The sequence below is a fragment of the Paenibacillus sp. OK060 genome (genome assembly GCF_900101205.1).
Lineage (GTDB): Bacteria > Bacillota > Bacilli > Paenibacillales > Paenibacillaceae > Paenibacillus > Paenibacillus marchantiae.
Genome location: NZ_FNFR01000003.1, coordinates 157525 through 171381 on the forward strand (window position 1 = coordinate 157525; position 13857 = coordinate 171381).

Sequence of the window (13857 nt, forward strand, 5' to 3'; positions counted from 1 at the left end):
AGATGAATCTCTTCTATAAATTACTTTACGATTTCCGATGCAAGCTGCGCTCCAACAAGCTGCCCGGACAATGTCACAATCGGTGTTCCACCGCCCGGATGCGTTGTTCCGCCCACGTACCACAGCCCTTGTACATCCTTGCTTTTATTGCCGGGACGCATGAAGGTCTGCTTCACGGAGTTGGACGAGATGCCGTAGATCGACCCTTGATGGGCGAGTGTATCCCGTTCTATATGTTGAGGTGTGTACCGGATCAGCACATCCGACTGCTTCAATCCCATAATTCCCCGCTCGGCCAGCTTCTCCAACACCAATTCACCGTAACGGTCCATCTGTTCACCCCAATTCCATGAGTCCGACAAATACGGAGCGTTCACCAGAATGAACAGATTGCTCGCTCCTGTCGGAGCCATACCCGCTTCCGAATAACCGGAATAACAGATGTAGATCGTCGGATCGGCAGGCATTTTTCGGTCACGGAAAATATGGTCAAACTCCGGTTCATACCGTTCCGGGAAAAAGACGGTATGGTGCAGCAGGGATTCATACTGTCTCCGCACACCAGCCAGTGTCACGAACCCCGAAATCGACGGCTCATACTTGCGAATTCGCTCATCGCTCATCTGTTTGCGATATTCTGGCGCAAGCAGCAGCCGATTGACGCTGAGCACATCTCCATTGGCAACAACCTGATCAGCTTCCCGGAAGCCCTGATCCGTATCCACACCTGCCACTTTGCCATTCCTGACAACAATTTGCCGGACTTCGATGCCAGTAACGATCTCCACCCCTTTTTCCTGTGCAAGCCGTGTCATTGCTTCTATTAGTTGATAGGTTCCACCCTTGACCCCATAGATGCCCTCTTCTGCTTCCACATGACCCATCATGGCAAAGATTGAAGGCGCCTGATATGGTGATGACCCAACATAGGTAGCATACCGACCGAACATCGCAAGGGTATGAGGGTGTTGGAAATAAGAACGCAGCAGCTTATCCAGCTTCACTGTAGGTCGTACGCGCAGCAGACTGCGCAGCATTCGAAGATTATATTTATCCTTTGGCGACAACAGTAGCTTTCCAAGAAAATGACGATTAGCTTCCGCATACAGCGCAGCAGACTCATCCATAAATGCATCATAACGAGCCGCATCTTCCGGGCTGTAGGCAGCAATCTGCTCCTTCATCCACCCTCGATTGCCCGACAAATCGACCACGGTCCCATCTGCAAAACTATTACGTGTACGTGGTTCCAGCTCATACAACTGAACGTAATCCTCCATCTCCACACCTGCGTGATCGAAGACGGAACGGAAGCTTGCGGGCATCGTGATCGTACTTGGCCCCCGGTCAAAATGATATCCATCCTGCTCAATCTGTTGCAGCTTTCCACCGGCCCGCTCCTGCCGCTCCAGAATGGTGACCCTCACTCCTTGCGAAGCTAGACGAATGGCACACGATAGACCTCCAAATCCTGCTCCGATAATAATGACGTTACCCTTCAACTGTACCGCCTACCCTTCCATACATACCCCTTGCCAGAACGACCTGCCTGCCAGGAAGCGATGCCGATCGCAATGACACAGGCCATACTAATCGGCTGCAGGAAAGCTAGCCACCAGGGTTGTCCTCCAGCGTAATCCGATACCCTTTTGCCTGCCATCCCGAGCACGGTTCCCACAAGACCATAGATGATGGATGTAGCATTGCCCGACAACAAACCGATAATCAGACCGAGGGGAGGCACAATATACATCAGTGTATACATCAGCATCGTGCCTAAAAGCAGCACATCTTTGCGCCCCATACCTTCGTACATGTTTTTCTTATACCCGTTCCACACTTCAGCACCATTCTGGTACATTCGTGTATTCGTTACATCATGAACATCGGCCAGCATGACTGGATGTCCCGCACGCTTAACCGCCTTCGCCAGACTCATGTCATCGACCAGATCAGCCTGAATTGCAGCATGTCCACCCGAGGCCTTATAACTGGAACGGTGAATGAGCAAAAACGCCCCAGTAGCGGCTACAAACATCGGATTGGATGATCTGCGTATCATGAAAATGGGAAGATGACTGATGATGGTGAACACCATCATAGGCACAACGAGCTTTTCCATCCAGGTCTTCGTCACCTGATAGGGGAATCCCGTTACCAGGCCGCCGCCCTGCTCACACCCCGCAGCAATAGTCTGCCGGATGGCTTGCGGTTCCAAGCGTACATCGGCATCCACGAACATAAACCATTCACCCTTGGCCTCCTGTACCAGTCGGTGACAAGCATGAGATTTTCCCATCCAGCCTACGGGAAGTTCCACGCCATGCAGCAGGCGCACACGTGGATCACAATCGGCAATTGCTTGAACTATAGCTGCGGTCTCATCTTCCGAGCGATCATCCAGCACCAGTACTTCCATTCGAAATCCGGATGTATCGCTGGCAAGCACACTTTCTAGACATCCTTGAATGTGCAGTTTCTCGTTGCGGGCAGGAATCAGTACAGAGACCAGGATATCCTTATTTTTCAATTCATCTGCGTTGAATGAACGCACTTTGGGCAGACAGGTGACGTTCCATATTGCAAACACCACCTGAACGCCCAGTACACAAGTCAGTATAATCCATCCTATTTCAGATGCACTCATCGCTAACGGTTCACCCGCTTTCGTGCCGCATCGTATTTTTCACTCGTAGAACGTACATGACGAATCAGTGGAAAAGCGCCCGGTAAACTCCCCTGCCCGATGCGTACCAGCTCTGATTTATGGTCATTCAACTGCTGCTCCAGCACCCTGCTCAATCTGGTGGCAATCTCGTCACTCTTCCATGTCTTCCAATTTTCTATTACAGGCGCACCCACCTGCATCGATACTTCCGGTAAATCATGTTGAACCATGCCATGGCACAAAGTCACAGGTACAGCTACGGTGCGTGGAGAGCGGCGTAACAGCAAACCAATGCCTGGACGAAACTCGATTGGCCTGGCATCCTGATGCAGAATTTCCCCTTGGGGAAAGATCCAGACCCTTTTGCCGGAGTGAAGCAGCTCGGTCGTATATTGCAAGGAGGTTCGAATGCTGGATGCATTCTCCTTATTGATTGAATACGCGCCAAGTTTGCGGAAAAAGGCATATTGTCGCAGCTGCTCTTCTTCCATCATGACATAATGATCGCCTCGGGAAGTCTGTTGAGATGCATGATAGAGCAGCAGACCATCCCACCACGAGCTGTGGTTCATGAAATAGATGACCGGTTGATCCGGGTCCATGGGTGAGTCATTGTTCGGGAGCAGCGGGTCCAGTGACCCTGATAACGTAAACGAGCGAAAACGTCTCCGCAGCAAATAATAATGATTGTATAAGAAAAAAATCCGGTTAAACGGTTTTGATTTTACGGCGCGAATCATATAGCCAGCTCCCCTCAGCAAGAAGCACACCTACAATAGCAATGATGAAGCTACCTGTAATTCCTTCTTTGAGAGCTAACAACCCAAACAGTAGAATAAACAGCTGATATAACCATTTTGCACGCAGCAATGAGCTTCGATCTGAAGGCATTGCCGGAAGAAACAACGAGAGGAACGCTCCCATTACAAACCAGCTTATGTAATTGGTCCAGGGCACACCGTAGAATCCACCTGGGGCTTGCCATTGCCAGAATCCTCTGGCATGCGCAACCGGGTCCAGCACCAGATCGAGCACGATGGCCCAAAATCCAGTCTTAACCGCCCGGATCAGCTTGCCGGTCCAGGTCGAGCCACCGCCACTGAGCAGAGCCGAGTTACCCACCACGGCAATCCAGGCGAAGCCTAATGTAACGGGTACACTAAACAGGTGGATTCCGAAGAAGTCTGAATACGAATACTCGCCAAAGGGCCAGTGTGTATGCACGCCGACCCATTCTACCCCCATGCCACCCAGCCATATAATAAAGGAAACCAGCCAGAGTCCAGGTTTCATCCAAATGACTGACTGGTCGGACAACCCTGTCCGTTTCCGTCCTTGATATATCAGATCCATCACATACAGTGCATAGAAGATTAGAAACAAACCGTTGGAGAAGGACAGTACATCCGGAACACCGATTGTCAGCATCAGTACCGCTCCGATGAAGTACCACGCCCAGTACAGGCCCTGAACCATCAGGATACCGCCGTGCGGGAGGCTTGGTAAGCCAGCATTGGATAACGTTTCACAATGGCACCCAGCATCTCCAGTTTCAGTTCATCACTAACAAATGCACGCTTCGTATACACGTCATAGTCGTTGCGCTCAACCGCATGCAGAATAGTCGAATAAAAGGCTGCAGCCAGCTCAATGGCAAATGCACTTTCGGTTGGATACGTATCCAGATGGTCCATACCGATACGGAACCAGCCCAGCGCAGCTGCTTTTAATTCATGAATGATGGCTTTAAACCTTTCGTCAACAACACCGTTAGCCCAATCCTGTTCGGAATATCCATGCTTCTCCATCAACTCCAGCGGAACATAGCGGCGGGCTCTTGCCCGGTCTTCGCCCACATCACGGATAATATTGACGATCTGCATACCTTTGCCCAGCGCAATCCCGTTCATAGCCACGTCTGTACCATTGTCATCTCGCAATACAGGCAGCAACATCTCGCCGACGGTTCCGGCAACCAGATAACAATACTGTTCCAGTTCCTCCATCGTTGTATAATGTGTGACTTTAAGATCAGTTAATTGTCCGTCTATTTGACGGAAGAAAGGCCCCTTGTCCAAATGAGGGAAACTCGTAAACAGCCATCGTAATGCCGGCCAAATAAAATGTCCTTCCGCTTCTTCCAGTTGATTGAACAGATTGCGGATTTCATGAATCGTATAGGGCGACTGCTCCGGCTCATCTACACTGTCATCGATCATGCGGCAAAAGGCATAGATCACGTACACGGCCTCGCGGCGTGGGCTGGGCAGACCTCTGAAGGCTTGATAAAAAGATGACGAGCCCTTTTGCATTAATTCCTCACACTTGTTCAAAATCGCTTCATTCATGTTTCCATCTCCTTCGTCAGTAAATTCACTGCCATCCGTGCACTTTGCATCACAATAGGAACCCCGCCTCCCGGATGTACAGAAGCTCCTGCCGCATACAGTCCCCGGATTTCCGGGAATGGCTTCGGTTGCGGACGATATACACCGGATTGAAACAGTACGGGTGCGATGCCAAAGCTGCCGCCGCCATACAGCCCGTCACGCTCAGCGTCAGCGGGAGTACGTATTTTTTTCCACTTGATTGCTTCACGAAGTCCCGGAAATCCGCGTTGTTCCGCTTCTTCCAACACTCGTTCTGCCAGCGCTTCGCTCTCCCGAGACCAGTCGACACCATCGGCATCCGGCACCGGAATGAGGAAGTACAACACACTCTGACCTGGCGGAGCTGCCGTCTCGTCCAATGCTGCCGGATTGAATACATAAAAAGAGGACTTCGCCGGAATGCGGCGCTGGTCGAACACTTCCCGCAGACTGCCGTCCAGACTTGGAGGCAGGAAAAACTGATGCGTCGTTGCATCATCCCAGGTTTTGTCTACGCCCGCATAGATCAACACACATCCTGATGAGGGGCGAAATGGCTTTCGTTTGCGTGAAAATTCACTCGTCTGACCCAGCAGACCCGATAGGTGGGGGAAATCGCCATTGTAGATAACTGCATCCACATTTTCTGCGCCTGCGGCAGTTTCTATACCTTCGCATACACCATTTTTAATATTCAGTCCCGTCACTTCCGTGTTCAGCACCACCCGACCACCTCGTGATATCAGTTCCTGTTCCAGTATGGCAGGTAATGCAGCATAGCCACCTTTCACCATCCAGATGCCATATTCATGCTCTGCATAAGGAAGCAGGGAATAAATACCCGGCGTGCCGAAGGGAGATCCTCCAATATAGAGACTTTGCAGCGAATATGCATCCAGCAGTTCCTCATGCTGAAAATAATCGCCTACAGCCTTCCGTACACTTTTGTGAGCACGTAATCGGCCCATCAGGGACATCAGAGACGGAGTGAAGAAATCCCTTTTTCGTGGAAAAGCCTGTTCCAGAAACGCAGCCCGTCCCGCCGGAAACAGCGTGTCCATATCTTTCATAAATTTCGAGAATCCCTGGCTTTCTCCAGGGAAGAGACGTTCAATCTCTTCGGCCTGCTGTTCACGTGCCGTCATTTTGGTCATCACACGTCCGCTGCTGTAATGAACCCTGTACAATGGATCACAACGCAGCAGCTCAATCTTCGAACGATCCACCCCCGCTTCCTCCAAAATGCCAAGCAGCATCTCGGGCAGAAGTACGATGGTCGGGCCTTGATCGATCCGATATTCCCCTTCCTGCTCGTAGCCGATACGACCTCCAACTCTGGAACCCCGTTCGTATACCGTTACGTCCCAACCCTGTTTATTCAGCAGCAATGCTGAAGTAAGACCGCCAATGCCTGCACCTACGATGGCTGCCCGTTTCATGAATGGCCTCCCGCTTCCGCCGTTTTCACATACGAGGATGGTTTCGAGCGCTTGCGAGCGTCCTCTTCCTGGATCAGCTTCACGCTGATTCGAGCTGATTCAAAAATGGTCGGCAATCCACTGCCCGGATGCGTTCCGCCGCCCACCAGCCATACCCTTTTCAACTCTTCAAACTGGTTATGCGGCCGCAGATACATCATCTGCCCAAGATTGTGAGCCATATTAAATGTTGCTCCACGGTACACGTCGAGTTCATTTTGCCAATCCAGCGGTGTAAACATCATGGATTCTTCAATACGACTGCGGATGTCTGACAACTCAGGAATCGATTCCATCCGCTTCATCATCGCCTCCCGCACATTCTCCCGTTCTACCTCCCAATCGATGTCTCCGGTAAGGTTCGGCGTAGGCATGAGAACATATAATGCAGATTTCCCTTCCGGTGCGAGCGTCGAATCGAGTCTGGAAGGGTTATGAATATATAGGGATGGATCCGTAGATAACACTTTGTGTTTCGTAATCTCGTCGACGTTCAGTCGATAGTCCTCGGGAAAATAGATCGAATGATGCGGTAAATCCAATTCACCGTCCACGCCCAGATACAGCATGGCTGTGGAGCAAGAGTACTTTTTACGCTTCATTTTCTCCGGTGTATATTTCTTGAGTACGCCTGGTTCAAACAGATGGTTCACGGCATGCGCGAAGTCTGCATTAACAACGATATGATCCGCTTCAATGCGTTCTCCATTTTCAAGCAAAACGCCTTCTGCACGACCATTGCGAACAATGACCTGTTTAACTGGACAGGATGTATGTATTCTTCCTCCATATTCTTCAACTACATCAGCCATGGCTTGAAATACGCGATTGACGCCTCCAATAGGGTGAAACAAACCATAGTGGTGCTCAATGAATGACAGAATCGTAAACGTACCCGGGCAATCCCAAGCGGACATGCCGAGGTATTTGGATTGGAACGTGAATGCCCAGCGCAAGCGCTCATCTGTGAAATAGCGGGACAGAATGCCGTAAACTGTATTGTTAATGTCCAGTTTCGGCAGAGCTGTCATGGCATCTTTTCGCAAATAATCTGCCAGCTTGCCAAAAGGCCTGCGCAGCAAAGGCATGACTTTGCCAAACTTCACTTCCTCTTCCTGCATGAACCGAAGGTAATTGTCCTCGTTGCCGGGGAAAAGCTCCTTGATCTGTGCAGCTGTATCTTCACGATTACGAGAAGGCGTAAACACCTTATCACCGAAATTTAGGGCATACAGCGGAGTCAGCTCTTTCATCTCCACATAGTCTGATAGCTTGCGTCCTACAACGTCGAACATCTCTTCAATCAACTGCGGCATCATTAAAAATGTGGCACCACGGTCGAATCGATATTCACCCAGCTCCAGTCTGGCAGAACGTCCCCCGATGACTGGCTGTTTCTCATATACATCTACTTCGTACCCCTGGCCGGACAATAACATCGCTGCTGCAAGTCCACCCGGACCTGCACCAATGACAGCTGCACGTTTACGTTGCTGATTCGGTATCATGCCACTCACCTTTCCTATGTTAAGAACTATCTCTAGGACTATAGTCTTTAACCTATTATTAAACCGCCCATGAACAGTTCAAGCGGGTAAACGCAAAAACATTATACAAATGTAGTACAAATATTATACAACTTATTAAATCAAAAAATGACCGACTGGTCAAATTCTCTAATAAGATATTTTGGAATACAAAAAAACACCCTCTGCGCTCTTGCGTCAAAGGATGTCCTGTATACCCAAACCTATACATTCTATTTTAAAATACATTTTTAAAAAGACACGAATCAGTTATCTCCGCCCAGGCGATGGTTCAACAAAATACTCACGTTCCATCCACGCTTGCCAATCCGATGAATCTTCAGGCATAATCCACTGCGGATATCGTGCTTTCTCTGTACGCTCATAACCCTTGCCTCCAAGTACAAAACGCATATGCGGGAACTCGTCCACAATTCGTCCTATGAGTTGATCACACCGCTCAAGAAGTTCGGAACTAGTAACCGATAGACAGACCAATCGGATGTTCTGCTCCCGGATAATTGGGAATAGCCCCTCTTCCGGTGTGTTGGCTCCGAGATAGAGCACTTCTGCACCATTTTTACGCATAAACAGGGAGAACAACAATAATCCCACCTGATGATGCTCCCCTTCCGGGCACAAGGCCAGAACTTTGGGCAGATGCGGATAGATCGGGAACAGATGGAAAAACTGATAAAAGCGCTGTGAGATCAGTTGTGTCATAAAATGCTCTTGAGCGACCGAAGCCCTGCCTTGCTCCCATGCATCCCCAACCCGAACCAGAATGGGCACCAGCACATGATAAAACATGGAATCATATCCGTACATGGTGAAGCCAAAATCAATCAGACCATTGGCTCGTTCACCCTGAAAGTTGTATAGCGAGTCATAGATCTGATCGGCTATACGTACATAAGCCTCTTCCATCGTGGGTACTGGAGGCGTTAACGATGTAGGCACTGCAGCTTCATGTGAACTGGTTTTGTTCACCTTGAGCATACGTACTGCTTCCGAAATATTCGTCTGGTGCTGCTCCACCTGCTCTTTTAACCAGCGCAGATCTGCAACATTCTCTTCCGTGTACAAGCGATAACCCGATTCCGTCCGCTCAGGGGTGACCGCACTGTACCGATTCTCCCAAGCCCGGAGCGTTACCGTCGGAATACCCAGCATGGCAGCGACTTGTTTGATGGAATACACCTTATTACCCACTTTCTTTCCTGAAATAGCCAGACTTTCGCAGGTTAAACGAATCCTTATCCCGTCTTTGTCAGGTATATGAAAATCCGAACATTCCACAAAAATAATACACTCATTATACACAACGGTCATATGCATGTCGATTGAATCGATCGAAATGGTTTTGCCTTTCCTGACGACTTAAATAATCTGTCAGGCTCTCTGCGTCAATGTTGTCATCCGGGTGGTAATAGAAGTCAGCACGTTCAGAAAGGGGAGTTATTGTTGTTTTCTTATCGCCGCCAGACATCAGACCGCAAGTCTTCACGCGGCAAATTTCCATACATACGAACAGGACTCGTCCTATTGGCACTATGGCTCATCGCCGTCATGCTCTATCAGACCTATAAACCGTTACCATCCGGCATTGCCTATGAAAGTCCTGAATACCGGGTGGATCAGGTACAGTTTTTGCATGATCTGACCTATCCATCCGCTGATGGACAGATGGAGCACGAACAGCAGATCTTCCAGCGCATGCTTCAGGTTATCGAGGACGCGGAACAGTTCGTCGTCGTTGATATGTTTTTATTCAATAATTACCAGCACAAAGGTCAGCAATTTCCACCCATCAGCACAGAGTTTACGGAAACACTGGTTGCCAAAAAACTTCAGAAACCGGATATGGATATGTGGTTCATTACGGATGAAGTGAACACCAACTATAACTCCGCACCGAACCCGTTACTGGAGCAGATGAAGCAGGCCGGAATTCACGTGGTCATCACAGATGTGGACCCTTTACGTGACTCCACTCCTGTCTACTCTGCGGTCTGGCGCACCTTCTTCCAGTGGTTTGGACAATCCGGCAATGGCTGGATTCCGAACCTGATGGCAACCGATGGACCGGATGTCACCGTGCGTTCCTACCTTAAGTTGCTCAATGTGAAGGCCAATCATCGCAAAGTGGTGGTCAGCGAGAAGACAGCTATTGTCTCCTCAGGCAATGTTCATGATGCCAGTGCCTATCATTCGAACATTGCTTTTGAAATAACCGGACCGATCATCGGAGATATTCTTCAGTCCGAGCAGGCCGTACTAAACATCTCGGGTGGAGGTAAAATTCCTTCCTATACAGCTCCTACCACAGACCCGAATAAAGGAGATTTGCGAATTCGCTATCTGACCGAGGGCAAAGTGAATGACGCAGTGCTCCATGAGATTAATCAATCGGCAAAAGGTGACATCTTGTGGATGGGCATGTTCTACATCGCTTCACCCAAAGTACTGGATGCACTGCTTGAAGCCTCGAAACGGGGAACCGAGATACGGCTTGTACTCGACCCGAACGAAAATGCCTTTGGTCAGGAGAAGACTGGCATTCCCAATCGTCCTGTAGCTGCTGAGTTACATGATAAATCGGATGGAAAAATACAAATTCGCTGGTATAACACAACCAAGGAGCAATATCATACCAAGATGATGTACATTGCCAAAGCCACCGGGGACCATATCGTCCTTGGAGGATCGACCAACTTCACCCCCAGAAACATGAATGATTACAATCTGGAAAATGACCTCTGGGTTGCTGCACCACCAGACAACTCATTTACTCATGATGTGGCGAATTATTTTGACCGGATATGGAATAATGAAGATGCCGAGTTCACCCTGAACCTGGATGAATTTCAGGAAAAGACTACATTTTTGAAAGAAATCGTATATAAGCTGCAACTGATTTTGGGTTTAACGACCTTCTAATGGAAAATGAAATTCCAAGCATAAAGCCGCCTGTACACTATCGTGCAGGCGTTTTTTGTGCCTTGACAGGGAATGTAAAATGTGAAAATATAGGTTACCTAACGACCGTTAGGAAGGTGATATTGATGACTGCACATTCGATTCGGGATGCAGCCCTGTTCCATTTTGCAAGAGATGGATATGAAGGAGCCTCCTTAAGAGCAATCGCTGACGAAGTCGGGATTAAAAAACCGTCTATATATGCACATTTTAGCGGCAAGGATGACCTGTTTTTGCAAACCCTTGCGCATGCGTTTAAGGATGTTCAGCGTCGAACGCTCGAATACTTCCGTGATCACGCCGATCTGCCATTGGAACAAAGGTTGAAAGGTTTGCTGATATGGTTTGAGCAAGAGTATAACTGTAATGCCTCTGCCCGCTTTATGCTGCGTATGTGTTACTTCCCGCCGCTTTCGCTATATAGCGAAGTGATGGATTTAGTTTATCCGTTTCTGGACGGTATGGAGCGGTCACTGACACGACTGCTGCAAAGGGCGACGCGCAAGGGGGAACTACAGGCTGTTCCAGCAGAACAAGCTGCGATTACTTATATGACTTTTCTCGATGGCATCACGGTTGAGATTATTTATGGAAGTTCACGTCGATACAGAAGACGGATTGAAGCTTCCTGGCCAGTCTATTGGCATGGCATTCATCATCTGAAACAAGAGGCACTGCCCGTTGTTTTGAAAGGAGATTCATCATCATGAACCGCAACTGGTTATATGTATTTATCGGAGGACTCATTGAGATTGTATGGGTAAGTGGGCTGAAACACGCCTCTAATGTTTGGGAGTGGGCTTTGACGGCCCTAGCCATCATCCTGAGCTTTGGATTAATCATTGCTGCTTCCAAAAGATTGCCTGTGGGTACGGTGTATGCCGTATTTACGGGGATTGGTACTGCAGGTACGGTACTGGCTGAAATGCTCCTATTTGGTGAAGCATTCTCACTTGCCAAGGTTTTGTTAATCGGTCTGTTGCTATGTGGTGTGATCGGACTGAAACTGGTCACGGATCAACAATCGGCAAAAGGAGGTGAAGCATAATGGCTTGGATGGCAATTGTGGGCGCAGGCATATGTGAAATTTTTGGCGTCATCGGCATTAATGGTGCTTCTACCCGAAAAGGCTGGCCTTATATCGTGCTCATGCTCGTATCGTTCGCATTCAGCTTCTCCCTGTTATCCTACGCGATGACTTCTATTCCCATGGGTACCGCGTATGCGGTGTGGACTGGAATCGGTACGGTGGGCAGTACGTTAACAGGTATGTTCCTGTTCGGTGAGCGGAAGGAAGCCAAGCGGCTGCTGTTTATTGCCATGATTTTGGTGGCGGCGATCGGATTGAAACTGATTACGTAACGTAAATACCTCCATTATATATCTTCCATAATATTTAATTATCCCAAAAAGACGACTTTCGATCAGAAAGTCGTCTTTTTGGGATATGATGTAAGTAAGAAACCTCACCACACTCTGTTACGTAAGAAAGGAAGTCGTGATGATGAAGAAATGGTTCGCGCGTATGGGTTCATTTACCGGATATATCTTTCTGGTCGCTGTGGGAACCTTTTATTTGGTTGCTCTTGTAGCTATTATTCTTCTAGCCATTTACGTCTTTAAAGGCGGATCATGAAATAGATCATACATATTGCAATGAACATTCGTCGCTCATATATACAGCCTTTACTGCGTCTGCATTACGTAGGAAAAATGCTCCAGTCCCCATATAGTACACCCTCTTATTTTTTTCATTTTTCTCCCATTTGAATTCCATTGTCTTTATCGTTTATACTTGGTTTGACCCTAAAGTCAATTCAAGAACTCATAAGTTCCGCAGGTGAGGTGGATGTATCGTTAATGAACCCTATCCATGAAATGAATGAGAAGAAAAAGCTCATTATTACCACAGCACTCAAGCTGTTCTCAGCCAAAGGCAGTGCTGCAACCTCCATGCAGGAGATTGCAGAAATATGCGGGATGTCGAAAGGCAGCCTCTACCTCATGTTCAAATCCAAAGAGGAATTAGAGGCCAGTACGATGGAGTACTGCATATTCACGCTCATGGACGAAATCTCCCAGATTGAACATGAAGCTGGGCTCACTTCGAGAGAACGTCTGCACAAGCAGATTGAAACACTGCTTGTCCATGTATCCGAGCTGAAAGAATTTTTACGCGTGCAAATGCGCAGCATGATGATGGATGAAGAGCAGCATCGCAAGGAAAAGTGCAAACCGAAAAACAAGGATCTGGAGATCCGTACCCTGCACTGGTTCAAGGACAAACTGGAGGATCTGTACGGACCGGAGATTGGACCATATACCTTAGACCTTATTTTGCTCACGCATGGTCTGTTCCTCTCCTACATCAAAATCTGGTTTACGGAAATGCCTTCCCTTACCGTATCCAAGATGGCAAGCAACATGCTGCAAACGATTGATTATGCAGCTCGCGGATTGCTCGATCAACGCCCTGCCCCTTTGGTTCCTTTGGAACATTGGCCAGCATGGAGCAGCGATTCAGATACAGATTCCACAATGATGCGTCATCCTATTCATATCATCAAACAGATGAAGGATATCATCTCTTCTGATATGCCTCCAGGGCAATTGCGCAATGACGCGTTGGAGACCATCGCCATCCTGAGACAGGAAATCATGGAATTCACACCGCGACGTGCCATTATTCTGGGCATGATGCGTAATTTGGATCACATTCCTGTCATCCAGCCATTGCACTCCGAGCTTCAGCACATTATGGATGCCATGTATAGCCGGTTCATCCAGGCTGACTCGTCACAACAATAAAGAAATACAGGGAGAAACAGAGAGGAGAA

The 13857-nt window shown here is 48.5% G+C and carries 14 protein-coding genes; 6 read left to right on the forward strand and 8 right to left on the reverse strand.

Annotation, left to right across the window (positions count from 1 at the left end):
- Positions 1–20: 20 nt before the first annotated feature.
- From BLS14_RS12515 to BLS14_RS12550, 8 genes are all read right to left on the reverse strand, one after another.
- Entirely contained in the window at positions 21–1502 is a 1482-nt protein-coding gene (locus tag BLS14_RS12515) for a phytoene desaturase family protein (RefSeq protein ID WP_090951934.1), read from the reverse strand.
- Positions 1499–2647, reverse strand: coding sequence for a glycosyltransferase family 2 protein (locus tag BLS14_RS12520; protein WP_090951936.1), 1149 nt, complete (start codon positions 2645–2647; stop codon positions 1499–1501). Before BLS14_RS12520 ends, BLS14_RS12515 begins: the two co-directional genes overlap by 4 nt.
- A gap of 2 nt (positions 2648–2649) precedes the next feature.
- Positions 2650–3408 (reverse strand): lysophospholipid acyltransferase family protein, encoded by a 759-nt coding sequence (locus BLS14_RS12525; RefSeq protein ID WP_090951939.1) that lies wholly within the window; start codon positions 3406–3408, stop codon positions 2650–2652.
- Positions 3377–4144: a carotenoid biosynthesis protein gene (locus BLS14_RS12530; RefSeq protein WP_090951942.1), complete on the reverse strand. Its 768-nt coding sequence runs from the start codon at positions 4142–4144 to the stop codon at positions 3377–3379. The genes BLS14_RS12525 and BLS14_RS12530 overlap by 32 nt, the downstream gene beginning before the upstream one ends.
- Positions 4144–5016, reverse strand: a complete 873-nt coding sequence (locus tag BLS14_RS12535; RefSeq protein WP_090951945.1) for a phytoene/squalene synthase family protein — start codon at positions 5014–5016, stop codon at positions 4144–4146. The genes BLS14_RS12530 and BLS14_RS12535 overlap by 1 nt, the downstream gene beginning before the upstream one ends.
- Complete coding sequence (locus tag BLS14_RS12540; protein WP_090951947.1) at positions 5013–6476, reverse strand: phytoene desaturase family protein; 1464 nt, start codon at positions 6474–6476, stop codon at positions 5013–5015. Before BLS14_RS12540 ends, BLS14_RS12535 begins: the two co-directional genes overlap by 4 nt.
- Positions 6473–8023: a phytoene desaturase family protein gene (locus tag BLS14_RS12545; protein ID WP_090951950.1), complete on the reverse strand. Its 1551-nt coding sequence runs from the start codon at positions 8021–8023 to the stop codon at positions 6473–6475. Before BLS14_RS12545 ends, BLS14_RS12540 begins: the two co-directional genes overlap by 4 nt.
- A 288-nt stretch (positions 8024–8311) precedes the next feature.
- Complete coding sequence (locus BLS14_RS12550; RefSeq protein ID WP_072733939.1) at positions 8312–9241, reverse strand: MerR family transcriptional regulator; 930 nt, start codon at positions 9239–9241, stop codon at positions 8312–8314.
- A 264-nt stretch (positions 9242–9505) separates the two neighbouring features.
- Here BLS14_RS12550 and BLS14_RS12555 point away from each other — a divergent pair, with 264 nt between their 5' ends.
- From BLS14_RS12555 to BLS14_RS12575, 6 genes are all read left to right on the forward strand, one after another.
- Positions 9506–10981, forward strand: a complete 1476-nt coding sequence (locus BLS14_RS12555) for a phospholipase D family protein (protein ID WP_063566953.1) — start codon at positions 9506–9508, stop codon at positions 10979–10981.
- 125 nt (positions 10982–11106) lie between these two features.
- Entirely contained in the window at positions 11107–11730 is a 624-nt protein-coding gene (locus BLS14_RS12560) for a TetR/AcrR family transcriptional regulator (protein WP_072733638.1), read from the forward strand.
- Complete coding sequence (locus tag BLS14_RS12565) at positions 11727–12068, forward strand: DMT family transporter (RefSeq protein WP_063566951.1); 342 nt, start codon at positions 11727–11729, stop codon at positions 12066–12068. Before BLS14_RS12560 ends, BLS14_RS12565 begins: the two co-directional genes overlap by 4 nt.
- Entirely contained in the window at positions 12068–12382 is a 315-nt protein-coding gene (locus BLS14_RS12570; RefSeq protein WP_063566950.1) for a DMT family transporter, read from the forward strand. Before BLS14_RS12565 ends, BLS14_RS12570 begins: the two co-directional genes overlap by 1 nt.
- Before the next feature lie 142 nt (positions 12383–12524).
- Positions 12525–12656, forward strand: a complete 132-nt coding sequence (locus tag BLS14_RS33105; protein WP_256336419.1) for a hypothetical protein — start codon at positions 12525–12527, stop codon at positions 12654–12656.
- Positions 12657–12898: 242 nt separating this feature from the next.
- On the forward strand, positions 12899–13828 hold the full coding sequence (locus BLS14_RS12575; RefSeq protein ID WP_176854483.1) for a TetR/AcrR family transcriptional regulator: 930 nt from the start codon (positions 12899–12901) through the stop codon (positions 13826–13828).
- The last annotated feature ends 29 nt before the right edge of the window (positions 13829–13857 follow it).

Coding starts and splice junctions, on each gene's coding strand:
- BLS14_RS33105 (WP_256336419.1), top strand. CDS start 12,525: ATGAAGAAATGGTTCGCGCGTATGGGTTCATTTACCGGATATATCTTT.
- BLS14_RS12560 (WP_072733638.1), top strand. CDS start 11,107: ATGACTGCACATTCGATTCGGGATGCAGCCCTGTTCCATTTTGCAAGA.
- BLS14_RS12565 (WP_063566951.1), top strand. CDS start 11,727: ATGAACCGCAACTGGTTATATGTATTTATCGGAGGACTCATTGAGATT.
- BLS14_RS12570 (WP_063566950.1), top strand. CDS start 12,068: ATGGCTTGGATGGCAATTGTGGGCGCAGGCATATGTGAAATTTTTGGC.
- BLS14_RS12575 (WP_176854483.1), top strand. CDS start 12,899: ATGAATGAGAAGAAAAAGCTCATTATTACCACAGCACTCAAGCTGTTC.
- BLS14_RS12540 (WP_090951947.1), bottom strand. CDS start 6,476: ATGAAACGGGCAGCCATCGTAGGTGCAGGCATTGGCGGTCTTACTTCA.
- BLS14_RS12535 (WP_090951945.1), bottom strand. CDS start 5,016: ATGAATGAAGCGATTTTGAACAAGTGTGAGGAATTAATGCAAAAGGGC.
- BLS14_RS12530 (WP_090951942.1), bottom strand. CDS start 4,144: ATGGTTCAGGGCCTGTACTGGGCGTGGTACTTCATCGGAGCGGTACTG.
- BLS14_RS12545 (WP_090951950.1), bottom strand. CDS start 8,023: ATGATACCGAATCAGCAACGTAAACGTGCAGCTGTCATTGGTGCAGGT.
- BLS14_RS12525 (WP_090951939.1), bottom strand. CDS start 3,408: ATGATTCGCGCCGTAAAATCAAAACCGTTTAACCGGATTTTTTTCTTA.
- BLS14_RS12520 (WP_090951936.1), bottom strand. CDS start 2,647: ATGAGTGCATCTGAAATAGGATGGATTATACTGACTTGTGTACTGGGC.